The sequence below is a fragment of the Aeromicrobium phragmitis genome (genome assembly GCF_003674095.1).
Classification (GTDB): domain Bacteria; phylum Actinomycetota; class Actinomycetes; order Propionibacteriales; family Nocardioidaceae; genus Aeromicrobium; species Aeromicrobium phragmitis.
This window is the reverse complement of sequence record NZ_RDBF01000017.1, coordinates 19,725-44,477: the sequence shown is the minus strand read 5'-3', so window position 1 is coordinate 44,477 and position 24,753 is coordinate 19,725. Positions and strand designations below refer to the sequence as shown.

The 24,753-nt window shown below is 68.6% G+C and carries 22 protein-coding genes; 9 read left to right on the top strand and 13 right to left on the bottom strand.

Going from position 1 to position 24,753, the window contains the following annotated elements; genetic code table 11:
• Positions 1-34: 34 nt before the first annotated feature.
• The 3 genes from D9V41_RS15775 to D9V41_RS15765 form a co-directional block, all read right to left on the bottom strand.
• Entirely contained in the window at positions 35-553 is a 519-nt protein-coding gene (locus D9V41_RS15775; protein ID WP_121795549.1) for a Dps family protein, read from the bottom strand.
• A gap of 107 nt (positions 554-660) precedes the next feature.
• Positions 661-1,419: an SDR family oxidoreductase gene (locus D9V41_RS15770; protein ID WP_121795548.1), complete on the bottom strand. Its 759-nt coding sequence runs from the start codon at positions 1,417-1,419 to the stop codon at positions 661-663.
• 8 nt (positions 1,420-1,427) lie between these two features.
• Positions 1,428-2,069, bottom strand: a complete 642-nt coding sequence (locus D9V41_RS15765) for a histidine phosphatase family protein (protein WP_121795547.1) — start codon at positions 2,067-2,069, stop codon at positions 1,428-1,430.
• 61 nt (positions 2,070-2,130) lie between these two features.
• Between D9V41_RS15765 and D9V41_RS15760 the strand changes: the two genes are divergently transcribed.
• The gene (locus tag D9V41_RS15760) at positions 2,131-3,549 is read left to right on the top strand and encodes a hypothetical protein (protein WP_121795546.1); all 1,419 of its coding nucleotides are present in this window, start codon (positions 2,131-2,133) and stop codon (positions 3,547-3,549) included.
• Positions 3,550-4,041: 492 nt separating this feature from the next.
• Here D9V41_RS15760 and D9V41_RS15755 read toward each other — a convergent pair whose 3' ends face one another.
• From D9V41_RS15755 to D9V41_RS15745, 3 genes are read right to left on the bottom strand one after another with little or no spacing between them, the layout of a single operon-like run.
• The gene (locus D9V41_RS15755; protein WP_121795545.1) at positions 4,042-4,791 is read right to left on the bottom strand and encodes an enoyl-CoA hydratase; all 750 of its coding nucleotides are present in this window, start codon (positions 4,789-4,791) and stop codon (positions 4,042-4,044) included.
• On the bottom strand, positions 4,791-5,639 hold the full coding sequence (locus tag D9V41_RS15750) for an alpha/beta fold hydrolase (protein WP_121795544.1): 849 nt from the start codon (positions 5,637-5,639) through the stop codon (positions 4,791-4,793). Before D9V41_RS15750 ends, D9V41_RS15755 begins: the two co-directional genes overlap by 1 nt.
• Positions 5,640-5,692: 53 nt before the next feature.
• A complete protein-coding gene (locus D9V41_RS15745; RefSeq protein ID WP_121795543.1) occupies positions 5,693-6,358 on the bottom strand; it encodes a nitroreductase in 666 nt (221 codons plus the stop codon).
• A gap of 98 nt (positions 6,359-6,456) precedes the next feature.
• Between D9V41_RS15745 and D9V41_RS15740 the strand changes: the two genes are divergently transcribed.
• Entirely contained in the window at positions 6,457-7,320 is an 864-nt protein-coding gene (locus D9V41_RS15740) for an SDR family oxidoreductase (protein ID WP_121795542.1), read from the top strand.
• Here D9V41_RS15740 and D9V41_RS15735 read toward each other — a convergent pair.
• On the bottom strand, positions 7,317-7,742 hold the full coding sequence (locus tag D9V41_RS15735; RefSeq protein ID WP_121795541.1) for an OsmC family protein: 426 nt from the start codon (positions 7,740-7,742) through the stop codon (positions 7,317-7,319). The two genes, D9V41_RS15740 and D9V41_RS15735, sit on opposite strands and share 4 nt — an antisense overlap.
• Before the next feature lie 25 nt (positions 7,743-7,767).
• On the opposite strand from D9V41_RS15735, the gene D9V41_RS15730 reads away from it, so the two are divergent.
• Positions 7,768-8,694 carry a cation diffusion facilitator family transporter gene (locus tag D9V41_RS15730; RefSeq protein WP_243697310.1) on the top strand — a complete coding sequence of 309 codons (927 nt, stop codon included), beginning with the start codon at positions 7,768-7,770 and terminating at the stop codon, positions 8,692-8,694.
• Between the two features lie 14 nt (positions 8,695-8,708).
• A complete protein-coding gene (locus D9V41_RS15725) occupies positions 8,709-10,187 on the top strand; it encodes an SDR family oxidoreductase (protein WP_121795540.1) in 1,479 nt (492 codons plus the stop codon).
• On the opposite strand, the gene D9V41_RS15720 is transcribed toward D9V41_RS15725, so the two are convergent.
• Positions 10,174-11,046, bottom strand: coding sequence for an aldose 1-epimerase family protein (locus D9V41_RS15720; protein WP_166376075.1), 873 nt, complete (start codon positions 11,044-11,046; stop codon positions 10,174-10,176). The two genes, D9V41_RS15725 and D9V41_RS15720, sit on opposite strands and share 14 nt — an antisense overlap.
• Positions 11,047-11,173: 127 nt before the next feature.
• On the opposite strand from D9V41_RS15720, the gene D9V41_RS15715 reads away from it, so the two are divergent.
• The 3 genes from D9V41_RS15715 to D9V41_RS15705 are packed head-to-tail and all read left to right on the top strand — an operon-like array spanning position 11,174 to position 14,450.
• The gene (locus D9V41_RS15715; RefSeq protein WP_121795568.1) at positions 11,174-12,178 is read left to right on the top strand and encodes an aldo/keto reductase family protein; all 1,005 of its coding nucleotides are present in this window, start codon (positions 11,174-11,176) and stop codon (positions 12,176-12,178) included.
• Between the two features lie 59 nt (positions 12,179-12,237).
• Positions 12,238-12,768: a hypothetical protein gene (locus D9V41_RS15710; protein ID WP_133434219.1), complete on the top strand. Its 531-nt coding sequence runs from the start codon at positions 12,238-12,240 to the stop codon at positions 12,766-12,768.
• 41 nt (positions 12,769-12,809) lie between these two features.
• Entirely contained in the window at positions 12,810-14,450 is a 1,641-nt protein-coding gene (locus D9V41_RS15705) for an AMP-binding protein (RefSeq protein WP_121795538.1), read from the top strand.
• Between the two features lie 48 nt (positions 14,451-14,498).
• Here the strand turns inward: D9V41_RS15705 and D9V41_RS15700 are convergent, their stop codons facing one another.
• On the bottom strand, positions 14,499-16,679 hold the full coding sequence (locus D9V41_RS15700; protein ID WP_121795537.1) for a 3-hydroxyacyl-CoA dehydrogenase NAD-binding domain-containing protein: 2,181 nt from the start codon (positions 16,677-16,679) through the stop codon (positions 14,499-14,501).
• Positions 16,680-16,710: 31 nt separating this feature from the next.
• Positions 16,711-17,925: an acetyl-CoA C-acetyltransferase gene (locus D9V41_RS15695; protein WP_121795536.1), complete on the bottom strand. Its 1,215-nt coding sequence runs from the start codon at positions 17,923-17,925 to the stop codon at positions 16,711-16,713.
• 122 nt (positions 17,926-18,047) lie between these two features.
• Here D9V41_RS15695 and D9V41_RS15690 point away from each other — a divergent pair, with 122 nt between their 5' ends.
• Positions 18,048-18,764 carry a MerR family transcriptional regulator gene (locus tag D9V41_RS15690; protein WP_121795535.1) on the top strand — a complete coding sequence of 239 codons (717 nt, stop codon included), beginning with the start codon at positions 18,048-18,050 and terminating at the stop codon, positions 18,762-18,764.
• On the opposite strand, the gene D9V41_RS15685 is transcribed toward D9V41_RS15690, so the two are convergent.
• The gene (locus D9V41_RS15685) at positions 18,703-19,950 is read right to left on the bottom strand and encodes a hypothetical protein (protein ID WP_133434218.1); all 1,248 of its coding nucleotides are present in this window, start codon (positions 19,948-19,950) and stop codon (positions 18,703-18,705) included. The two genes, D9V41_RS15690 and D9V41_RS15685, sit on opposite strands and share 62 nt — an antisense overlap.
• Before the next feature lie 133 nt (positions 19,951-20,083).
• Between D9V41_RS15685 and D9V41_RS15680 the strand changes: the two genes are divergently transcribed.
• Positions 20,084-20,431: a histone-like nucleoid-structuring protein Lsr2 gene (locus tag D9V41_RS15680; RefSeq protein ID WP_208006898.1), complete on the top strand. Its 348-nt coding sequence runs from the start codon at positions 20,084-20,086 to the stop codon at positions 20,429-20,431.
• Between the two features lie 61 nt (positions 20,432-20,492).
• On the opposite strand, the gene D9V41_RS15675 is transcribed toward D9V41_RS15680, so the two are convergent.
• Positions 20,493-21,632, bottom strand: coding sequence for a hypothetical protein (locus tag D9V41_RS15675; RefSeq protein WP_166376071.1), 1,140 nt, complete (start codon positions 21,630-21,632; stop codon positions 20,493-20,495).
• 74 nt (positions 21,633-21,706) lie between these two features.
• Positions 21,707-24,718, bottom strand: coding sequence for an Ig-like domain repeat protein (locus D9V41_RS15670; protein ID WP_121795532.1), 3,012 nt, complete (start codon positions 24,716-24,718; stop codon positions 21,707-21,709).
• Between the last annotated feature and the right edge of the window lie 35 nt (positions 24,719-24,753).

Below are 24,753 nucleotides of genomic sequence, written 5' to 3'. Positions count from 1 at the left end.
GCCGCGAGTTCGCGGCGGGCCTCTCGTCGTGTCGTCACTGGTGGATCGGTCGCGGTATCGACCGGTTGGCGACCCGGTTCTCCGAGTCGATCATCCACGCGAGCTGCTCGAGGCGCTCGAGGATCGCGTGGAGGATGTCGGCGGTCGTCGGGTCCTCCTCGTCCACCTCGTCATGGATGCGACGAGCGGTCGCGGCGACGCTGTAGAGCGCGCCGGTGATGAGGTCGACGGTCTCGGCGGTGTCCACCTCGTCGGCGGGGAACTCGGCGAGGCTCGACTGCGCCGCGACCGTCTTGGCGCGGCCGTCCGGCGTGATGTAGACGGCGCGCATGCGCTCGGCGACGGTGTCGGAGAACTCCCGCGCCGCGTCGACAACCTCGTCGAGTTGCAGGTGCAGGTCGCGGAAGTTCTTGCCGACGACGTTCCAGTGGGCCTGCTTGCCCTGGATGTGCAGGTCGATGAGGTCGACGTGCAGCTGCTGCAGGTGGCCGGCGAGGCGTTCGGAGGCCTTGAACGGGGGGTGGGCCGTGTGAGTCTCGGCAACGGTGCTCATGATCTCTCCTCTGCTTTCTTTTGAATGACTCAATGAAAGCACGGATTACCTTGTCATTCCAGCCAGGCGAACCTCACCAAAGTCAGGTCTGCCTACCCTCAACGCCCTCACACCAGCCGCTTCACCACACCGAGCGGAGCACGCTTCATGACGTGCGAGAGGGGCGACCACGGCCACGTCGGCACGTGCGCTTCGGCCACCTCGGCCTCGATCTTGGCCACGAGCGCGCGGCTGCCCGTCTCGGTGTCGACCATGAGCTTGGCCTCCTGCTCGACCCCCTCGTTCATCTCCGAAGCGATGTAGCCCGGGTAGAGCGTCGTGACCTTGATGTCGAGGCCCTTGCGCCCGATGAGGTCCATCCTGATGCCCTCGGCCAGGTGGGCGATGCCGGCTTTGGTCGCCGCGTACGTGGTCATCGAGGAGGGCATCCCGCGCATCGCGGACATCGACGAGATGACGACGAGGTGCCCGGCCTTGCGCTCGTAGAAGTGCTCCATGGCCGCTTCGCACTGCGCCAGCGCCGCGACGAAGTTGGTCTGCGCGGTCTGCAGATTGGCATGGAACTTGCCGGTCCCGATCCGGCCGCCCTTGCCGAGCCCGGCGTTGACGACGACCCGGTCCACTCCGCCGTGCGCCTCGGCCGCCTCCCGCACGACGGCGAAGACCCGCTCGTGATCGTTCACGTCGAGCGGGTGGACGCTGACCTCGATCCCCGGGTGGGCGCTGAGCAGCTCGTCGCGCAGCGCCTCCAGTCGTTCCGTGCGACGTGCCGCGAGGGCCAGGTGATGGCCCGACTCGGCGAGCACGCGGGCCATGCCGTCCCCGAGTCCCGAGGACGCGCCGGTGATCAGAGTGGTCTTGCGCATGATGCTCCTCAGCGATAGGTGACGAGGTCGCGGGGAAGGTGGGTGTGCTCGTTGAAGGTGAGCAGGCGCGGCCCGGAGGTGCCGCACAGGATCGTGGTGATGCTCGCGTTGACGAGCACGTCGTTGAGTCGCCGGAAGAGCGAGTCGTCGCCCACCAGGACGTGAGAGACCGCCATCGCGATCGGCCCGCCCGAGCTGAACACCGCGACCTGCCGTCCGGGACCGGCGACGTCGACGGCCCGCTCGAAGGCGGTCAGGACGCGCTTCTCGAATGCCGCGTAGGGCTCCTCGAACTCACCGATGCCCTCGCGCCACTGCGCCAGCGCCTGGTTGAGCACGACCTGGAACGCCTTCGTGTCGAGCGTCAGTGCGGACTCGTCGTGCGCGGTGGCGATGCCGATGTGGTCGTACTCGTTCCAGCCGGCGTCGACGTCGTAGCCGTCCGGACCGCCGCACGCGTCGATCGCGGCGATCGCGGTCTCGGCGTGCCGGCGCATCGAACCGGCGATCGCGTCGGTCGGCTGGAACTCGGCCGCTTCCCAGCCCTGCCCGATGGCCGAGGACTGGGTATGACCGAGAGCGGACAGCACGTCGTAGTCATCGCTGCCGAAGGAAGCCTGGCCGTGCCGAATGAGATAAAGGACACCCACGCCGCGACCCTACCGTCGTCGACTCGCGCGCACTTGCAACGTGAGGCTAGTCTCAGCTTTCATGAGCACTTCCGGCGTGCGCTTCCCGAGCGACAGCACCTCGGCCACTGCCCGTGAGGTCGTCGCCGACGCCTTGCGCAAGACCGATCCGGTCGGCGCGCTGGCCGTCGAGCACGAGACGAACTGGCGGCGGGGATACCTCACCCACTTCGCGCGGCTCCTCGAAGCCGGCATCGGCGACCAGCGAGCCGCGGTGACCATCGCGGCTGAAGGCCTGCGCAGCGCAAACGACCACCTGCTCTTCGACGACCTACCGCTGAGCGAGGCCATCGACAACGCGACCGTCACGCAGGCCTTCCACACCCGCACGATCGAGGGGTCAGCGGAGCCCGAGCGCGAGCTCTCGATCCCCTACCGCGGTGAGCGTCTCGCCGGACGTCAGCTGCGCGATCAGCTCGACGACTGGGTCGCGCGCGGCATCATCACGGAATCGTGCTCGCAGGCCGTCCAGCTCGTCCAGGAGCACCCGGAGTGGCTGAGTCTCGAGGGCGACACCGTCGTGGTGCTCGGCGCGGGTGCCGAGATGGGGCCGTACCGCTCCCTGCTGCGGTGGGGCGCTGAGGTCGTCGCCGTCGACCTTCCGCGTGCCGACATCCAGCAGCGCATCCGCGAGCACGCGGAGAACGGCGCCGGCCGTACCCATCTGCCGGCCCGGATCGTCATCGACGATGCCAGCGAGGCCGGTGCCGATGTCATCCACGAACTTCCCGCCGTCGCGCAGTGGCTCGAAGGGATCGAGGGGCGCCTCGTGCTCGGCAACTACTGCTACGCCGACGGCGGCACCCACGTCCGCGTGACGATGGCGGCCGACGCGCTCGCCACCCACCTCATTCGGCGGCGTCCCGATACCGCTCTGGCGTTCCTTGCGACACCCACCGATGTCTTCGCCGTGCACGGCGCCGAGGTCGCGGCCGCCAACGAGCGCTATCGCCGGGCCTCCTCGCTCGTCCGCACGCCGCTGCGCATGGTCAGCGGAGGCCGGCTGCTGCAGCGCAATTATCCGCCGCACGCGGAGATGGGCATCTGCGATGCCCTCGTGCCCCAGCAGGGGCCGAACTACGCGTTCGCCAAACGACTCCAGCGCTGGCGGGCGACGACCGCGCGCCACGAGGGAACCCTCGTCTCGCTCAACGTGGCACCCTCGACGCGCACGCGCTCGGTGGTGAAGAACAAGGCGCTCGCGGCGGCGTACGCCGGTGCGCATCGCTTCGGCGTGGAGGTCTTCGAGCCGGCGACGAGCAACGTGCTGATGGCCGCGATGCTCGTCCACGACCTCAAGGCCGGGGTCGCCCCACAGCCCGAACCGTGGATGGACGAAGCGGAGGGCGCAGCGCACGGTGGCCTGTGGACCGCGGCCTACCGCCCCCGCAGCGCGCTCGGCCTCGCCGCCGTCCTCGGCGTCGGCGCCCTCCGCAGCTGAACCCGCCGGTCGAGTAGCAGCGCGAGACCACTTCACGTGGTCTCGATACGGTCGGTCGCTGAGCGACCTTCCTACTCGACCACCTACACGCCGGGACAGCTGGTCGAGTAGCGGCGGAGCGAGTCCGACTCACCGAGTAGCGGCGCCCTTCGATATACCGCCTCGTCCCTCGGCGGCACTCAGGAACCGCTACTGCGAGCGGCGTATCGAGACCAGGTCACGTGGTCTCGCTCCATCGCGGCTACGCCCCCTCGGCGATGGCTCCATTGGTCGGTCGCTGAGCGACCTTCCTACTCGACCACCTACACCCCGGGACAGCTGGTCGAGTAGCGGCGGAGCTCGTCCGACTCACGCGAGTAGCGGCGCCCTTCGATATACCGCCTCGTCCCTCGGCGGCACTCAGGAACCGCTACTGCGAGCGGCGTATCGAGACCACCCCACGTGGTCTCGATACGCTCGTTCCTCGGGCCTACTCGACCACCTACACCCGGGTTACTTGCCGTGGAAGTGGGGTGGGCGCTTTTCGAGGAAGGCGGCCTTGCCCTCCTCGTGGTCGGCGGTGCCGGCGAGCAGGGTCTGGCCCGCGGCTTCGCGGTCGAGCGTCTCGCTCAACGTCGGCAGGCTGGCCGTGTTGACGGCCGCCTTCGTCTGCGCGTACGCGACCGTGGGACCGGCGGCGAAGCGGGCGACCGTCTTCTCGACGAACGCGTCGAACTCCTCGTCGGGCACGCTGTGCGTCAGCAGGCCCATGGCCACCGCCTCGTCGGCGGGCAGTTTCTCACCGCTGAGCATGAGGTTCATGGCGCGGGTGCGGCCGATCGACGCGGCGAGCAGCTCGGTGGCTGCACCGTCGGGCATGAGGCCGATATTGACGAACGCCTGGAGCACGTACCCCGACGACCGGGCGATCGACACGTCCGCCGCGACGACGATGGAGCATCCGACGCCGGCCGCGATCCCGTTGACGGCCGCCACGACCGGGTACGGCGCCTGCGTGATCGCGTGGATGAGCCGGTCGATCGCCGCGAGAATGCCCGGATTCACCGTGTCCTTGGCCATCGCGGCACCGGAGGAGAACGCGCGCCCTTCACCCGTGAGGACCGCGACCCGCACCCCCTCGGCGTCCTCGAGCGCGGCGGCGACCGTGTTCACCATGTCGGTGTCCAGGGCGTTGAGCCGGTCGGGCCGGTTGAGTGTGATCCGCAGGACGCCGTCCTGCCGGTCGATCAGGACATCGGTCATCATTGTCCGAGCAAGGTCTGCAGCGCGGCGATCAATGCCACCGGCTGGTCGAGCATGATGTGGTGTCCCGCGTCCGGGATGACCGTCACCGGCACCGTACCGCCGAGGCGCTCGCGGACGATCTCGGTGATGTCGTGCGTCGCCATGCCGCGCTCGCCGCGCAGCAGAGCCACGTCGCATGCGGCACCGGCGAGATCTTCCGGCTGCATCGTGGCCGACAGGAACACGCGGGGGTCGAACTTCCAGCGCCAGCCGGACTCGGTCTTGATGATCGAGTCCGCGGCGACGTGCGCGAGGACGAAGTCGAGGCACGCAGGGTCCTCGGGGACGGTGCGGAACCGGGCGAGGATCTCGTCGCGGCCGGCGTAGTGCATGATGGCGTCCGGGTTGGCTCGCTGTGCGCGCCACATCCCGGATTCGGGTGAGACCCGGCGCACCGGCGAGTCGATGGCGACGACGCCGCGGATGTGATCACCGTGCTCGCGGGCGGCGGTCAAGGCGACGAACCCGCCCATGCTGTGTCCGTAGATGACCGGCGGGAGCGGCGATTCCGCGGCCGCGACGGCCAGGACCTCGCGCGCCCAGGTCTCGAGATCGTATGCGTCACGGTGATCGCTGTCGCCGTGACCGGACAGGTCGAGGGCGATGACGCGGTGTTCGGTGGCGAGGTGCGGTGCGATGTGGTCCCACCAGCCGCCGTGCGCGGCGCCGCCATGCACCAACACGACGGGCGCCCCGTCACGGGACCCCCAGACCCGGTAGTGGATCGACGCTCCCTCCACGCCGATCCGCTCGATCCGAGGAGTGTGGGCGACGGCCCAACTGAACCACTCGGGCGCCACCTTCACGCCCCTCACCGTAGGACCTCGCTCATTTACCGTCAAGCTTGACGGTTTCCGGGTCAACGATGCCAGCGCACGTTGGCGTCGATCGTCGCCCGGGAGGCGCGGAAGTTGTTGGCGGGGTGATCGTGATCGGGATACCCGAACGAGATCGCGCACACGACCCGGCGATCGTCGTCCCACTCGAACCATTCGCGCAGCAGCGCGGACTTCTGCGCGAGTGCCGCTTGCGCGATGGCTCCGAGCCCGTGGGCGTGAACGGCCAGGAGGAACGACTGGATGTAGAGCCCCGCGTCGACCAGGGCGTACACGCCGAGGCTCGCGGGGACGGTGAGAATCGCGGCGTGCGGAGCGCCGAAGAACTCGAAGTCGCGGAGCATCTCGCGAGCAGAGCCGTCCCGGTCGCCGCGCTCGACCCCGACCGCCTCGTACAGCTGCCACCCGACCTCGCGTCGCCGCTCGCGGTAGACGCCCTCGTAACTCGGGGGGAACTCGAAGTCGCTGCCGAACCCGGTATCGGCCTCGATCGCCTTGCGGAGCGCGTCGAGAGCCGCCCCCGAGACGAGATCGACCTCCCAGGGCTGGGTGTTGCACCACGACGGAGTCCGCTGGGCCATCTGGAGGATGCGCGCGATCGTGGCGTCGGGGACCTCGGCCTCGTCGAAGCCGCGACAACTCCGGCGGTCGGCGAGCAGCCGGTCCAAGATGGCGATGTCCGTCGTCATGGCGTCACGGTAAGCCACCGGCGTTGCACGCGCGTTCCCGTGACGGCTCCGAGCCGTCATGATGGGATGAACATCCGAAACGAGCTGAGGAATCCCACATGAAGTTGGTTGACGGAGCCACGATGATCATGTCGGGCGGCAGCCGCGGCATCGGCGAGGCGATCGCGGTGCGCGCGGGCCGCGACGGAGCGAACGTCGCACTGCTGGCCAAGTCCGCGGAGCCGCACCCGAAGCTGCCCGGCACCATCTACACGGCGGCCAAGGCGATCGAGGACGCCGGCGGACACGCCCTCCCCCTCGTCGGCGACATCCGCGACGACGAGTTCGTGACCGAGGCCGTGGCGCGCACCGCCGAGCAGTTCGGTCGGATCGACATCGTGGTCAACAACGCGAGCGCGATCGACCTCTCGCGGACCGAGGACCTGCCGATGAAGAAGTACGACCTCATGACGCAGATCAACAGCCGCGGCGCCTTCCTGCTGTCCAAGCTCGCGATCGAGCATCTGCGCCGCTCGCCCAACCCCCACATCCTCACGCTCTCGCCGCCGATCCTCACCGACCCGAAGTGGTTCGGTCAGTACACCGGGTACACGATCGCGAAGTACGGGATGAGCCTGGTGACCCTCGGGCTCGCGGAGGAACTGCGCGCGGACGGCATCGCCGCGAACTCCCTGTGGCCGCGCACCGCGATCGATACCGCGGCCGTGCGCAACGTCGTCGGACCCGGGCTTCAGGCGTCGTCGCGGACGCCGCAGATCATGGCCGACGCCGCGCACGCGATCCTCACCAAGCCCGCGCGAGAGGTCACGGGGCAGTTCTTCATCGACGACGACGTGCTCGAGGCCGAGGGCGTCACCGACTTCTCGGCGTATCTCAACGGCGGGCGCGAGGAGGATCTGGTGCTCGACTTCTGGGTCGAGCCGAAGGGCGTCGTCGGCGCCGACCCCAGCAAGCGGATCTAGGAGCGCAGACCGGCCTGGACCGGGGTGCCCAGCTCGACCGTGCGAGACACCGTGCAGAGCCGGTCGTGCGAGCGGTCGATGGCCACTTCCAGCCGGTCGGCCGCCTGCCGCCCGGCCTCGTCGTCGGGGAACGTCACGTCGAAGCCGACGACGATGTCCTCGAGCCGGTTGCCGTCGTCGGCGACCTTCTTCACGCCGGAAACGACGATGTCGAACCGCTGCGGTTCGGACCGCTTGGTGGTCAGGTAGTCGACATCGATCGCCGTGCATCCCGCGATGGCGGCGAGCAACAGCTCGACCGGAGTGAAGTTGGTGTCGTCTCCTTCGCCGATCTCCAGGAAGCCGCCCCTCGGGTTCGTCACTCGGTAACGGGCCCGCTCGATCCGGGTGAGGTCGATCGTCCGCACGTTCTCGTCGCTCATGCCCAGATCGTGCCACGATGATCAGGTGCCCGCTGGAAGCCTGCTGACGGTCGCCATCGCGTTCACCGCCAATCTCGCGGTCGCCGTGGCGAAGTCGTTCGCCGCGGCAGTCACCGGCTCCGCCTCGATGGTGGCCGAGGCCGCCCACTCGTGGGCCGACACGGGCAACCAGGTGTTCCTCCTCGTCGCCGAGCGGCGCGGCGGACGCAGGCCGGACCGCCACCACCCCTACGGCTACGGTCGCGAGACCTACATCTGGTCGATGTTCGCGGCGTTCTGCCTGTTCACCGTCGGTTCGGTCGTCTCGATCATGCACGGTGTGCAGCAACTCACCGCGCCAGAGGAGGAGGCGAACTACACGATCGCCTACGTCGTGCTGGCGCTCGCGTTCGTCCTCGAGGGGTTCTCCTTCCTGCAGGCGCTCCGCGAGGCGAGCCGAGGGGGACGGCGACTGAAGCTGCGCACCCTGGCGTACGTGAGCCGGACGTCCAACCCGACGTTGCGCGCCGTGTTCGCCGAAGACTCCGCTGCGCTCGTCGGTCTCGTGCTCGCGGCGGGCGGGTTGGCACTCCACCAGGTCACCGGTCAAGCGATCTGGGATGCGATCGGCTCGATCGCTATCGGCCTGTTGCTCGGCTTCGTCGCCGTCTTCCTGATCATCCGCAACGGCGAGTTCCTCCGCGGCCAACGGGTCTCCGAGCGCACGCGTGCCGAGGTTCTGCGCCGGCTGCTGGATCGGCCGTCGGTCGAGCGGGTCACCTACCTGCACATCGAGTACGTCGGGCCATCGCAGCTGTTCCTCGTCGCCGCCGTCGACATCGTCGGCGACCGGCCCGAGCACCAGGTCGCCGAGCGACTGCGTGCGCTGGAAGCCGAACTGGAGCAGCACGAGAACGTCACCGAGGCGGTGCTGACGCTGGCCACCGCCGATGAGCGCAACCTCGTCCCCTGAACGAGACTGGCTGCATGACCCGCAGCCTGGTGACCGGCGCGACCGGTTACGTCGGCGGACGCCTCGTCCCCGAGCTCATCGACGCCGGACATGACGTCCGTGTGCTGGTGCGCGACCCGCGTAAGGCTCGCGGACACGCCTGGGCAGATCGCGTTGAGATCATCCAGGGCGACGCCACCTCGCCCGCGGATATCGCCCGCGCCATGGAGGGCGTGGATGTCCTCTACTACCTCCTGCACTCGATCAGCAGCGGCCGCGGTTTCGGCGCTACGGAACTCGAGATCGCCGAAGCGTTCGCCGAGGCGACCCGAGCGGCGGGAGCACGACGGATCGTCTACCTCAGCGGGATGGTGCCGCGCGACGAGGAGCTGTCGGAACATCTGGGCTCACGCTCGGTGGTCGCACAGACCCTGCTGGACTCCGGCGTGCCGACCGCCGTCCTCCAAGCCGGCGTGGTCATCGGTTCGGGCTCGGCAAGCTTCGAGATGTTGCGCTACTTGACCGAGCGACTACCCGTCATGGTCGCGCCTCGTTGGGTGCACACGCGAATTCAACCGATCGCCGTGCGCGACGTGCTCCGCTACCTGCGGCTCGCCGCCGATCTCCCCGCCGACGTCAACCGGCGCTTCGACATCGGCGGGCCCGACGTGGTCACCTACTTCGAGATGATGCAGCGGTATGCCGTGGTCGCCGGCCTCCCCCGCCGACGAGTGGTCCGCGTGCCCGTGCTGTCACCGTGGTGGTCGAGCCACTGGGTCGGTCTCGTGACGCCGGTACCGGCGTCACTGGCCCGGCCACTCGTCCAGAGTCTGCGCAATACGATCGTCGCGAGTGAACACGACATCGCCGACTACATCCCCGATCCGCCCGAAGGACTGACGGGCTTCGACCGGGCCGTCGAACTCGCGCTGACCAAAATCCGCGAACTCGACGTACCAACCCGGTGGAGCTCCGCTGCGACCGCGGGCGCCCCGAGTGAGCCGCTCCTGTCGGATCCCGACTGGGCCGGCGGGTCGCTCTACACCGACGAACGCAGTCGTGAGGTTGAGGCGTCCCCGGACCGGCTGTGGGAGGTGATCGAAGGGATCGGCGGGGAGAACGGGTGGTACTCCTGGCCCTTCGCCTGGCGGGTTCGTGGGCTGCTCGACCGCCTGGTGGGCGGGCCGGGATTGCGCCGGGGCCGGCGGGACCGTCAGAACCTGGCGGTGGGCGACGTCCTCGACTTCTGGCGGGTCGAGGAGACCGATGGTCACACGTTCCTGCGCCTTCGCGCAGAGATGCGCCTCCCCGGTCTCGCCTGGCTGGAACTGCGCGTGGGCTCGGACGAGGGCGGAACCACGACGTTCCACCAGCGGGCGCTGTTCCACCCGCGCGGGCTGCTGGGACAGGTCTACTGGTGGTCGGTGTGGCCGTTCCACGGCATCGTGTTCGGCAGCATGCAGCGCAACGTGGCCCACGCCGCCGAGACCGGGCGCGACGTCAGAGCAGCGTGATGCGGTAGGAGAACTGCAGCCGCTCGCCGACCGGAACGATCGCGTTGCCCGGCTTGTCGAGGAAGTCGCCGGCGAAGTCGTGCGGCGCCGGCAGACCGCGCCACGCCTCGAGACAGAGGAAATCGGCTCCTGGCTTGGTCCACAACGTCACGCCCGTGAAGCCCTCCCACTCGATCCGCACCCCGCGGCCCGTCGACGCCAGGTAGGTCAGGCCGTTGCTGACGACGCTCGGCATGATGACGGCGCCGTCCTCGAACAGCGTGTCGGTCAGGCCGATGCGGCGGTCCTCGCCGACGAGCGAGGGGTACTCCTCGTCGGTGAGCAGGTTGTCGACGACGCGTCGGTACGGCCCGTGCTCGGGCTCGTCGAAGCGCACCTCGTGCAAGGTGCGCCGAGCGTCGGGCTCGAGCGGCCAGGCGAACGCCGGGTGGAACCCGAGTGAAAACGGCATCGGAACGTCGCCGCGGTTCTCGACGTCGTAGGTGATGGAGACCGACAGGTCCTGCGCCTCGTAGGTCACGGCGAGCGCGAAGTCGTACGGGAAGCGCTCGCGGGTCTCGTCGTCGGCAGCGAGCACAAAGCTGACGCGCGACTGATCGGCGTCCACGACATCGAAGGTTCTGTTGCGGGCGAACCCGTGCTGCGACATCGGGTAGTGCTGGCCGCGCACGGTGATCGTGTCGTCCGGGACCCGGCAGATGATCGGAAAGAGCACCGTCGCATGGCGCGGCCACTCCGGGCCGGCCTGCCACAGGTACTCGTGGCCGTCGCCGTCGAGCAACGACTGTGGCTCAGCGCCCTCGGGTGACACGGCAAGGGTCACGTGCTCCCCGCGCACGACGATGTGCTCCGCATTCATGGTTCGACCGTAGGCCCTTATCGCGGCCACGGCCATCGCCGAATGACGTTCGGTGAGCGAGGTCACGAAGCGCCTAGCCTGCGACGCGCGAGGCGAGCTCGCGGCCAAGAACCCGTACCGTGGGCATATGGAGTTCCGATACCTCGGCAACAGCGGACTGAAGATCAGCGAGATCATCTACGGCAACTGGTTGACCCACGGCTCCCAGGTCGAGAACGACGTCGCGAAGGCGTGCGTCCGGGCTGCGCTCGACGCCGGCATCACCAGCTTCGACACTGCCGACGTCTACGCCAACGGGGCCGCCGAGACGGTGCTGGGCGAGGCGCTGGCGCACGAACGGCGGTCCTCGCTCGAGATCTTCACCAAGGTGTACTGGCCGACGGGGCCGGGCGGACCCAACGACACCGGGCTCTCGCGCAAGCACATCATGGAATCGATCGACGCGTCCTTGACGAGGCTGCGCACCGACTACGTCGACCTCTACCAAGCGCACCGCTACGACTACGAGACACCGCTCGAAGAGACGATGCAGGCGTTCGCGGACGTGGTGCGGCAAGGCAAGGCGCTGTACATCGGCGTGAGCGAGTGGACCGCGGACCAGATCCGGGCCGGCCACGCGCTGGCTCACGACCTCGGCATCCAGCTCATCTCCAACCAGCCGCAGTACTCGATGCTGTGGCGCGTGATCGAGGAGCAGGTGGTGCCGACCTCGCGTGACCTCGGCATCTCGCAGATCGTCTGGTCGCCCATCGCCCAGGGCGTCCTGACCGGCAAGTACCCGCCCGGCGGCGAACTGCCGCAAGGATCGCGCGCGACCGATGAGAAGGGCGGGGCCGACATGATCCAGCGCTTCATGAACGACGAGACGCTGCGCGCCGTCCAGGAGTTGGCGCCGATCGCCGAACAGCAGGGCATGACGATGGCGCAGCTCGCGATCGCCTGGGTGCTGAGTCACGACAACGTCGCCGGCGCGATCATCGGCGCCTCGCGTCCAGAGCAGGTCGAGTCCAACGTCGAGGCCGCCGGGCGGACGCTGGAGCCGGAGGTGCTCGACGCGATCGACGAGGTGCTCGGCGACCTTCCCGAGACCGATCCGTCGCAGACGAAGTCCCCGGCGACGCGCGTGGTGTGATGCGCGCGAACGCGACGAGAACCAGAAGGTCTCCGTCGCTCGTGGTGGCGGCCGCGGTCGTGGTCGTTGCACTGCTGGCGCTGGCGGTGTCGACCGAACGGGGGCAGGCGGAGCTCGAGGACCTGCTGCCCGTGCTCGCCGCGCCGCAGACGGCCGGCGACCGGGTTCCCGAGGGTGTCGATCTCGCCACGCTCGGCGCTCTCGAACCGGACTCGGTACGGCGGGTCGAGGGACGCGACAGTGATGCCCAGTACTGGGTGGGAACGACCGCGTCCAACGAGGTGTGCCTCATCCTTCACCTTCCGGAGAATGATGGCGCCACGGCATCGTCGTGCGCGCCCGTCAGCTCGTTCGACGAACGCGGTGTGCCGATCAGGGTCTCGGGGACGGGTGGGTCGGCCGAGGCGTATCTGCTGCCCGCCGATGTCGACACGTCGACGTTGCCTCCGGCGCTGATCGAGGTCACCGGGCCGGCCGGCGCCGTCGGGGCCACCCTCGTGTCGCCGCGGCCCGGAGCCGCCGGCAGCCTGCAGCCGACCCAGCTGGAGCGACGCGGCGGCGACTCCTTCGCGTTCGTTCCGCTGCGATGACCGGGGACGCTCTCGGGGACTGCGCGCAGTAATCTGGACGTATGAAGCCCTGGGTCGATCTGTACGACGTTCCCGGGGAGGTGGACATCCCGGACGAGCCGGTGTTCGCTGCGATGGATCGGGCCGTGAAGCGCTGGCCCGAACGGGTGGCCGTCGATTTCCTCGGCGCCACCACGACCTACGCCGAGCTCGCTGAGCGCATCGCCCGCGGAGCCGCCGCGCTGCGAGAGCTGGGAATCGGACCGGGTGACCGGGTCTCGCTGGCGATTCCCAACTCGACGTCGCACGTCGTCGCGTTCTACTCCGTGGTGAGCCTCGGCGCGATCGCGGTCGAGCACAATCCCACGTACACCGAGGCCGAGCTGAACCATCAGTTGACGGTGAGCGGGTCGACGGTCGTCCTGGCGTGGCAACACATCGCCGAACGCGTCGTCGACGCGGCTCGCGGCACCGAGGTGCGCGAGGTCGTCTGCGTCGACATCGCCAAGGACCTGCCGTTCCGATCGCGGCTCGCGCTCAAGCTCCCCCTCCCGCCCGCACGCCGCATGCGCGCCAAGCTCACCGCGCCGCGGCCCGCCGGCACCTTGGACTGGCACGACCTCGCCGAGTCGGCCGGACGGATCTCGGAGCGCCCGACGATCGCCGCGACGGACCCGGCGCTGTTCCTCTACACCGGCGGCACGACCGGCACGCCCAAGGCAGCGATCCTCACGCACCGCAATCTCGTCGCCAACGTGCGCCAGGGGGCCGCGTGGGCGAACTTCACCGAGGGCACCGAGACCGTGTACGGGGCGCTGCCGTTCTTCCACGCGTTCGGCCTCACGTTCTGTCTCACCTTGCCGGCGCACATCGGCGCCACCGTCGTGGCGTTCCCGCAGTTCGACACCGCGATGGTGCTCGACGCGCTGCAACGTCGCCCGGCGACCTTCCTTCCCGGCGTCGCGCCGATGTTCGCTCGGCTCCTGGAGCAGGCAGCCGCCACGGGAGCCACCGAGCGACTGGCGTCCATCCGTCTCGGTTTCGCCGGGGCGATGCCGATCACCACCGAGGTCGTCGAGCGCTGGGAGGCGGCGACCGGCGGGCTGCTGATCGAGGGATACGGCATGACCGAGTGCTCCCCCATCGCGCTCGGCAACCCCGTGTCGGCGAAGCGCCGGCCCGGAACGCTGGGCCTCCCCTTCCCCAACACCGAGATCAAGGTCGACGGCGAGGACGGCCGCGGTGAACTGCTCATCCGCGGGCCCCAGGTGTTCGCCGGGTACTGGCAGCTCCCGGAGGAGACCGCGCAGCAGTTGCAGCCGGACGGCTGGCTGCGGACCGGCGACATCGTCGACCTCGGCGAGGACCACTGGGTCACGCTCGCCGACCGCATCAAGGAGCTCATCCTCGTCGGCGGCTTCAACGTCTATCCCTCGCAGGTCGAGGACGTGCTGCGCGGCATGAACGCGATCGAGGACGTCGCCGTCGTCGGCCTGCCGAACGGCTCGGACGAACTCGTCGCCGCGGCCGTCGTCGTGCGCGAGGGACATCACCCGCCCAGCCTCGACGAGGTGCGCGCCCACGCCGAGCAGACGCTCCCCCGTTACGCGCTACCCCGGCGCATCGTCGTCGTCGAGGAACTGCCTCGCTCCCAGCTCGGCAAGGTCATGCGCCGCCTGGTGCGCGACCAACTGGTCGGCTGACGAGAACGGCCCCGGTGCTGCTGCACCGGGGCCGTCGTCATTGCCGCGTCAGGCGAAGTTCTCGCCCTTGGCCGCCTTGTCGAGCAGCAGCTTCGGCGGAGCGAAACGCTCACCGTACTTCTGCGCCAGCTCCTGCGCGCGCTCGGTGAACGCCTGGATGCCGATGCGTCCGTCGGCGGCCTCGTAGCCGTTGACGTACTGCAGCGCACCGCCGTGCAGGGGCGGGAAGCCGATGCCGAAGATCGAGCCGATGTTGGCGTCGGGGACGGTGCGCAGCACACCCTCCTCGAGGCAGCGGATCGTCTCGATGCTCATGATGAACGTCAGACGCTCCTGGATGTCCTCCAGCGGGACGTCGGCGCCCTCGGAGACGAAGTGATCCCACAGGCCGGGCCACAGGTACTTCTTGCCGTCCTCAGGGTACTCATAGAAGCCGGCACCGGCGGCCTTGCCCTTGCGGCCGAGGTCGACGAGCTTGTTGATGACGTCCATCGCGGGGCTGTCGGGGAACGCCTTGCCCTCGTCCTCGGCCGCCTTCTTGGCCTCGGCGTTGATCTTCTGCGGCAGCGTCAGCGACACCTCGTCGATCATCGCGAGCGGCTGTCCCGGGAAGCCCGCGAGCGAGGCAGCGCGCTCGATGCGCACGGGGTTGACGCCCTCGCCGAGCAGCTGCGCGCCCTCCATGACGAGCGTGCCGAACACGCGCGACGTGAAGAAACCGCGGCTGTCGTTGACGACGATCGGGGTCTTCTTGATCTGCTTGGTGTAGTCGATCGCACGGGCGATGGCCTCGTCGGAGGTCTTCTCGCCGACGATGATCTCCACGAGCTGCATCTTGTCCACCGGGCTGAAGAAGTGAATGCCGATGAAATCCTCGGGACGCTTGACGCCCTGGGCGAGCAGCGTGATGGGCAGCGTCGAGGTGTTGGAGCCCAGCAGCGCGTCGGGCTTGACGATCGGCTCCAGCTCGTTGAACACCGAGTGCTTGAGCTCGACCGACTCGAAGACCGCCTCGACCACGAAGTCGCAGCCCTCGAGGTCGGCGTAGTCGGCCGTGGGGGTGATGCGTTCGAGGATGTCGTCGCGCTGATCCTCGGTCATCCGGCCGCGGCCGACCTGCTTGTCGAGCAGCTTGCGGCTGTAGTCCTTGCCCTTCTCGGCCGCCTCGAGCGAGACATCCTTGAGCACGACCTCGATGCCCACCTTGGCCGACACGTACGCGATGCCCGCGCCCATCATGCCGGCGCCCAGGATGGCGAGCTTGGTGGCCTTGGTCGGGGGCACGCCCTCGGGACGCGACTTCCCGGCGTTGATCGCGCCGAGGTCGAAGAAGAACGCCTGCGTCATGTTCTTGAACTGCTGGCCGATGAGCAGGCTCACCAGGTAGCGCGATTCGATGCGGCTCGCCGTCTCGAAGTCGACCTGCGATCCCTCGACGGCGGCGCTCATGATCGCCTTCTGCGCCTTGTAGTCCGCGCCCTTGAGCTGCTTGCGCAGGTTGGCCGGGAAACTCGGCAGGAACGCCGCGAACTTCGGCGACGAAGGCGTGCCGCCGGGGATCTTGAAGCCCTGACGGTCCCACGGCTGCTTGGCCGCGTCCTCGCTGTCGGCGTTGGCCTCGATCCAGCGCTTGGCCGCCGCGAGCAGCTCCTCGGCCGGAACGATCTCGTCGATGAGGCCGATGTCGAGCGCCTTGGCCGGCTTCATCCGCTGACCCTGCAGCAGGATCTTCATGAGCGCGTCCTGGATGCCGAACAGACGCACGGTGCGGGTGACGCCGCCACCACCGGGCAGCAGGCCGAGGGTGGACTCGGGCAGGCCGATCTCGTAGTTGCCCTCAGCGGCGATGCGGTGATGCGTGGCCAGGGCGATCTCGAGTCCGCCACCGAGCGCCGCGCCGTTGATGGCCGCGACGACCGGCTTGCCGAGCGTCTCGAGCTTGCGCAGAGCCGCCTTGATCGACTCGACGTTCTCGAACAACGCCTCGGCGTCCTCGGGCTTCGCCTGCGTCATGAGCTTGAGGTCGCCGCCGGCGAAGAAGGTCTTCTTCGCGCTCGTGACGATGACGCCCCGGACGTTCTCGATCTCGCCGGCCAGACGGTTGACCGCGGCCTCCATCGAGGCGCGGTAAGTCTCGTTCATGGTGTTGGCGTTCTGGTTGGGATCGTCGATCGTGAGGGTGACGATCCCGTCGGCCACGTCGTAGCGGACCGCGTCGTTGTTGGTCATGCGTTCTCTCCTGAAGAAATCTCGGTCCGGCTCAGATGCGCTCGACGATGGTGGCGACGCCCATGCCGCCACCGATGCACAGCGTGGCCATGCCGTAACGCTTCTGGCGGCGGTGCAGCTCGTCGACGAGCGTGCCGAGGATCATCGCGCCGGTGGCGCCGAGCGGGTGACCCATCGCGATCGCGCCGCCGTTGACGTTGGTCTGCTCGTGCGGGTAGTCGCCGAGGTCACGCATGAGCTTCATCGCGACGGCGGCGAACGCCTCGTTGATCTCCACCAGGTCGATGTCCTCGATCGTGAGGCCGGCCTTCTTGAGCGCCTTGTGGCAGGCGGGACCGGGGCCGGTGAGCATGATGGTGGGCTCGGAGCCGACGACGGCGGTCGACACGATCCGCGCACGCGGCGTGAGCCCGTGGCGTTCGCCCGCGGCCTCGCTGCCGACGGCGACGAGCGCGGCACCGTCGACGATGCCCGAGCTGTTGCCGGCGTGGTGGACGTGATTGATGCGCTCCACGTCCGTGTACTTCTGGAGCGCGACGGCATCGAAGCCGCCGAGGTCGCCGATGTCGGCGAAGGACGGCTTGAGGCTCGAGAGCGACTCGACGGTGGTGCCCTCGCGGACGAACTCGTCGTGGTCGAGCACGGTGAGGCCGCTCTGGTCCTTGACCGGGATGATCGACCCGCCGAAGTAGCCGTTGGCGATGGCCTTGGCAGCGCGGGCCTGCGACTCGGCGGCGAACGTGTCGACGTCCTCGCGGCTGTACCCCTCGATCGTGGCGATGAGGTCAGCACCGATGCCCTGGGGCACGAAGTACGTGTCGAGCGCGGTGGCCGGGTCCATGGCCCAGGCGCCGCCGTCCGATCCCATCGGCACGCGGCTCATCGACTCGACGCCACCGGCGAGGATGAGGTCCTCCCAGCCGGACTTGACGCGGGCCGCAGCCTGATTGACGGCTTCGAGGCCGGAGGCGCAGAAGCGGTTGAGCTGCACGCCGGCCGTCTCCTGGGCGAAACCGGCCTTGAGCACGGCGGTGCGAGCGATGTCGGCGCCCTGGTCGCCGACGGGCGAGACCACGCCGAGGACCACGTCGTCGACAGCGGTCGGATCGAGCGAGGGGTGGCGGGTCTTGATCTCATCGAGGAGTCCGGTGACGAGATCGATGGGCTTGATCTCGTGGAGGGACCCGTTCTTCTTGCCGCGCCCGCGCGGGGTGCGGATGGCGTCGTAGACGAAAGCTTCGGTCATGACCGTCCTCGTTCGTGGGTAGAGACACTGGCGCCGCCGAGGGGGCGTGCGCCGCTGTTCTCGATTGTGACACCATTACTGTCAAAGTGGTAGCGCCGGGGTGAAAGAAGAGGGACGCAACGATGTCGAACGGGGATCTCGCCGAGAATCTGAGCGTGGAGCAGCTGGCCTCCCGCGTCGGCATGACGGTGCGGACCGTGCGCTTCTACGCCGGACGCGGCTTGATCCCCGCGCCGCGGCGCGAGGGCCGGCATGTGTTCTACGGGCCGGACCACATCGCCCGGCTGGAGCTCGTGCGCGAACTGCAGGCCCACGGCTTCACCCTGGCGGCGATCGAGGGGTATCTGGAGAAGATCCCCGAGGACGCCTCCCCCGCTCAGGTGGCACTGCACCGCACCCTGCTCGCGCCCTGGATGCCCGAGCTGCCCGAGACCCTCACCCGCGCACAACTGGTCAAGCGCGCCGGTCGCGAACTCAGCGACGACGACCTCGACCTGCTCGTCGCGCTCGGCATCGTCGAACCGACGCCGACCGAGGACGTCTTCAGCGTCGCGTCGGCTCATCTCGGCGTCGGTGTGGGCCTGCTGGAGATCGGCATGCCGCTGGAGGCCGCGCACGAGGCCCGCCGCATCTTCACGGACCACGGCCAGCAGATCGCCCACGATCTCACCGAACTCTTCCGCACCTCGGTCTGGCCGAAGATGAAGGAGTCCGGCCAGACCGAAGGTGCGACGGCGATCATCGAGCGGTTCAAGCCGCTGACGATCGCCGCCCTCGTCACGGCCTACGAGCAGGCCGTGGACGAGATGAAGCGCGAGACCATACGACGGCGCCGCTGACCGCCAGCGCGGCAGCGAGCGCGAGCAGCTCGGGAGACGTACCGGAGCCCACCCGCGGCAGGGCACCCTCCTGGGTATCGAGGCTAACCGGGACGTACGCCATGATGATCCCGGACTGGGAATCGATGAGGGCGATGTGGTGATCACCGCTCACATCGCCCGGGAGGTCGACCGTGGCGGTGCCGTCCGCGCTGACCGGCACCGTCCCAAGCTGGCGCGGCGTGGAGCGCAAGATGGCGAGCAGATCCGCGTTCCCGCGCTCGACCCGCTCAACCGCCTTCTGGTGCTGCTGGTTGGCCTGCATCCGCTTTTCCCGCTCGGTCTGCGGCATGGACTGCATGGCCCGTTCCATCGCGCGGCGCTGCGCCTCGAGGTTGAGCTGGATCTGCGCCTGCCGTTCGGTTTCGATCCGCCGGAGAAGCTCCAGCTGCGCCTGCTTGAGGTGGTCGTCGCCGAACGCCTCTCGCTGCTTGTCCAGCATCCGGTCCATCTGCTCGGCGATGTGGTCCTCGCGCTGCGAGCGGATCGCGTCGAGCAGATCCTCACCCTGCGCGATGATGTCGTCGACCGAGGGCACCGGCGGGGCCGGCGGCGGCGTGGGCTCCGGCGTGGGGGTGGGAGTGGCCTCGAGGGTCAACGTCGCGGCCACCTCCCCGGCGGCGCTTCGAAGCGTGACGTCGTGCTCGCCGGCCCAGGTGGACGGGAACTCCACTCGGCCGTCCGGCCCTGCCGGGGCTTCGCCCTGTTCCACACCGTCGACCGACAGCGTGACGGGTCGGCCGGGCTCGAAACCGCTGCCGACGATCGTCGATCCGGTGGCAGTCAACTCGAGCACGGTCACCCGGAGCTCGGTGCTGACCAGGCGCTCATACTGCCCGCCCTCGAGCCACACCTCGTACGTTCCGGGCTCCATCAGCTCGGGAACCTCGATCCGCGTGGAGACGGTGCCGTCCTGGCCCACGACCTCCGGAGGGACTTCGTACTGTTCGAAGCGCGGGTACACCGTCAGCTGCGGAGGCAGGCCACGGCCCGTCAGCTCCACGCCCTCGGACTGCAGCGTTTCGCTCGTCGCCCAGGCCGGACTGACCGTCAAGGTGGGGGCCTGCTCGGGCGCGGCCGACGCTGGAACCATCACTGCCATCAGGGTCGCCGCAAGGGCGATCACGAAGAGTCGAGTCTTGAGCACGCCGACCATTGTGACAGAACAAATTTGTCCGTAGGGTGAATGGTGCAGATCCGTCGAGCAAAGCTCCGCAGCAACGACCGCACCGAGTCCTCCGAGAATTGCTGAACACATTTGTTCGCCCTATAGTCGAACCGTGGCCAAGAAAACGATTGAAAAGTTCTTCTCCGATATCAGCGGCGAAGAGATCGAAAGCGGAACTCCGACTCTCACCTTTGCCTTCGACGGCACGTCGTACGAGATCGACGTCACCGAAAAGGAAAAGGACGAGATCGAGAAGGCCTTCGCCCCGTACATTCGGGCGGGCCGTAAGTCGAACAGCGCAGCAAGCGCTCGCCGTCGCGGTCGCCGATCCGGTGGCTCGTCGAATTCGGGCTCGCAGGCGAAGGAAGTTCGCGCCTGGGCCAAGGAGCAGGGGATCGACGTGCCGGCGCGCGGTCGTATTCCTGCCGACATCCTCGAGAAGTACAACGCGGCGAACTGAATCCGGCGCCAGTGGGGCCCCAGCTCGACGAGCTGGGGCCCCACTGGCATTTCCCCTCGGTTTATGAGGGCTGACGGCGACCGGATATCCGCTGCAGAAGAACCGCGCCCGCCGCGAGCAGCACCGCCGCGAGACCGAGCGCTTGCGGCGCGACGGCGGCCCCGACGTTCGGCAACGTCACGGGCGCGACCGCTGGCTGGTCGATCGGGTCCGGCGTCGCCACTGCTTCCACCACCGTGAACTGCGCCGACGAGACTTCACCGACCGCCGGGCCCACCTCGGTGGCGCCCGTGCTCCCGACCACGTACACCGTGTACGTCTGCCCGACCTGAAGCCGCTGCACGATGGACTCGGCGAGCCGCAACGACGCCCTGCCGTCGTGACCCACCGCAGCCCGTTCCTGCGCCGGGAGGGCTTCGAGCATCTGCCCTGCGGCGTCGCGAACAGTGACGTGGATGAAGTCAGGCGCCGGTGCGCCCCCGGGGACGAGTAAGCCCTCAGCGGTCACGGTGACGCCTGCCGCCAGCCGGTTCTCGGGGACCGGGTTGGGCGCTACCGTGACCGGAAAGGTGTCGGCGACGACGGTGAAGTCGGCGGTGAGGCGCGTCCCATCGCCGAGCACCACGAGAATCTCGTACGTTCCCGGGTCCAGGCGCAACGGCACCCATCCGGACATGAGTGCGTCACCGTTCCGTTCCAGCGGCCCGATGCGCTGACCGGCGATGAACAGTTCGCCCGTCGCGCTTTGGTCGGTTGCCAGAACGTTGACCGGAATTCCGACGTAGTGCAGCGACGAAGCGGTATACGTCCACTGGGTGAAGATGAACGGTTCTTCGATGCCGATGAGAAGGGTTTCGCTGTGCGCCGTTCCCACCAACTCGACGGTGACGACGCTTCCCGCGGTCACGGCGAATCCCTCGACGTGATAATCGAGACGTCCCGCTGCGGATGCGGCGGTCGTCGCGACGGTGTTGCCGTCGACCTCGATGGTCACGTCCTCGTTCGAAGTGAAACCCTCGGCACTCACGGTGTATCCGTCAGCCTCGAAGGCTCGTGGATTCACGTAGATATGCGGCTCGCCCGCAGGTCCGGGCCCTCCCAACGCGCCGATGTCCGGCGGCCCGGCGTGCTCCGCGTGTGCCGACACCGGCAGCACAACGGACAGCACCGCGATGGCCACCATTGCGACGATTCGCCTCACAGCTCTCCCCAATTCTCGGCAAACTGCGACCAGCCTAAACGCTTCAGCCGCCGCGAACTGAGATATGCCGGTATTCAGCCCGAACGCCGCGAGGCCCGCCCCGCGGCCGCTCCCAGGACGAGGGCGAGCAGGCCGAGCACGGGCAGCCACACCAGCGGCCCGCCGACGCGCGGTACGCCTGCCGCATCGGTGGAGTCCGACACCGCGTTGACGATCAATCGCGTCGTGGTCGTGGCTGCCAGGTAGTTGGAATCGCCGGAGTAGTCGACGGTGAGGTCGCGCGATCCCGATGCGAGCGTGCGCGGCAGGGCACACGACGTGTCCGGGAGCGTGACGACGCACAGCACCTCGTCGCCGTGCCGCACGGTCACCGTGCCGGTCGCGTCCACGGCGTCCACCCCGACCTCCAGGGCGGCCGCGGTTCCCTCGTCCGTCTCGACCCGGTCGGGGGCGATCACCTCGACGGGGGCGCGCTCGATGCTCAGCTGGAAGGTGACCGACGCGCCCTCATGGTTGGCGTCGCCGGAGTAGTGCGCCACCACCTCCTCGTCACCGGCTCTGAGGCGGCCGTCGACGACGCAGGAGTCCTCCCCTGCCGGGTAGGTGCAGAGCTGCTCGCCGCTGCCGGCAAGCGCGAAGCTCACCGTGCCGCCGGCGGCCTCCGGAACTCCGAGAACAGCGAGCTCGGGCTCCTGGCCGTACACGCTCCGAACGTCGTCGGCCTGAAGCACCGGTGATGCCTTGGCGACCTCGAGGGTCGCCATCACCGTCGCAGGCTCGTGGTTCGCGTCGCCGCTGTAGTGAATCGTCAGCGGATACGTGCCGGCAGGCAGCAGCACGGGAGAGGCCAGCGCCGACGCCGCTGACGGGCTGTACCGCGACTCAGGAGCGATACCGCCGGCGACGCAGTGGTCGGCGGTCGTCACGTCGTAACGGCACAGCTCGGTGCCATCGACCGAGAAGGCGACAGTTCCGGTCGCGGTCTCGGGCAGCGGCAGGCTGAACTGCGCATCGGTACCGTAGACCGTTTCCGCATCCTTCGGTGCCGGTGCGACGGCCGCCCGGGTGACGGTCAAGGTGCCCAGGCTGCCGTCGGCCGAGGCGGTGGTCGCGTCGCCGGAGTAGGCCGCCGTGAGCGGGTAACTCCCGGCAGCGAGCACCTGGTCAGCCACGCAGCTGTCGCCGGGCAGGGTGATCGTGCACAGCGTCTGGTCGCCGCTGGTCACCGTGATCGTGCCCGTGGCGTCCGCGACGTCCAGGGCGGCACCGACGACGATGTCGTCGCCGTAGGCGACCGACGGGGTGACCGGAGCGCCGGTCACTGTGGCCGGGCGGCGGGAGACCTCAAGCGTTCCCGCCGACGATGTCGACCCGGTCCAGTTCGCATCGCCGGAGTACACGGCGACGACGTCGTACGCGCCCACGTCGAGCGAGGTCGATGTGGCGCAGGAGAGTTCGGGGAGGGTGGCCGAACACAGCGTCTGGTCACCGGCCCGGAAATCGACGGTCCCGCTCACGGCATCGGGAAGCCCGGTCGCGGTGAGCGTCGCCGCGCTGCCGATGCTCACTGTGGCGGGGTCGATCTCGATGCCGACGGCCGTGGCGCCGGTGGCAACCGTGCCGGTGAACGTGTGCTCGTGCTCGCCTCCGCGATTCGACGCCCGGATGGTGACGCTGTAGGGGCCGGCGCTGGTGGGCGTTCCGGTGATCGCGCCGGTCGAGGCGTCGAGGTGCACACCGGCCGGGAGTGCGCCGGCGACGATGGCGTAGGTGGGCGGCGGGTTTCCGGCGTCCGCGGGGGCGACCGTCGCGGTCGCAGCGGAACCGACCGTGAAGTCGCCGAGCGTCTCCGCACCAGAGTAGGCCGGAGCAATGAGCAGTTCCAGGACGCTCGTGCCGACGGCGTTCGTCATGCCGACAAGATCGAAGAAGTTGGTCGACGACAGCTCGAGCGGCGCCGATCCGTCGACGGTGAAGCTGGTCGAGATGACGCAATTGCTCGCAGCGCCGACTGCACCGCGGGACAGGGTCCCGGTGATGATGTCGCCGTTGCGCCCGAAGGAGTAGCTGCCACCGCAGTTGGTACTCGCCACTGTGGGCGTCAATCCGGAGGGGTAGTTCAGCGCGAATCCGAGGTCGCCGTGCCCGACCGTGTCGGTGTTCTCGATGGAGACATCCAGCTTCGCCGTGCCGCCCGACATCACAGCATCACGATCGAAGCCCGCGGTGAGGTTCACGCCTTTGAGGTTCACGGTCTGCAGAAGCGCCGCCGATTGAACGCCAGGGCTCGAGCCGAGGTTCCACTGCATCATCAGGCCCGCGTCGTGAACGTCTCGCTCGGCGAAGAAGCCGAGGTCTCGACCTTCCTGGACGATCGGATACGGCTCGGCAAAGTGCTGGGCGGTCGCGCCGTCGAAGGGCTTGGAACCGGGGACCTCGCGGAATCCGAACTGGATTCCCGAAGCGGGGTTGACCGAGAACACCGAGCGGACCGGCGACGTGAGCATGACGCCCTCACCGACATCGGAGTCGCCGGGCGCCGTGTCGCCGCCGAGGTAGAACTTCACCGGGGCGGCGTTGCCGTCGGGGATCACGAACTCGTACGAGTCGGTGACGAAGCTGTTCGGATAGGTGTAGCTGACCGTACGGGTCATGACGTAGGTCAGCCCCTCCTTGACCGCCGTGTACCGCAACGTCGCCGCGCCGCTGCCCCGATCGGTTGTTCTGGGTCCGACGGCGACCGCACCGGACATCGAGAGGATCTCGATCGAGTTCCAATCGGCGGACGTACCCGCCGGACCAGCCTGGCCGAACAGCTCCCCACCGATGTTGAGCATCGGGGCACCGGCACTGCAGCAGTACTGGTCGGTACCGCGGAAGTAGGGACGGTCTTGACCGATCCCGTCGGCATTGATGGTGAACCGGAGCCCGTCGGAGCCGTCGGCGGACACACCGCCACCCGGGTTGAGCGTGACCGAGGGCTGGCCACCCTGCCCGAAGGACGCCGTACTCGGCGACGCTCCGATCCCTACCAAGGACATCGTCACGATGGCGGACAGCAACGTCGCGACAGCAAAACGGCGCACGATCTCGGTTCTCCCAACCCTCTACCCCGACCCGG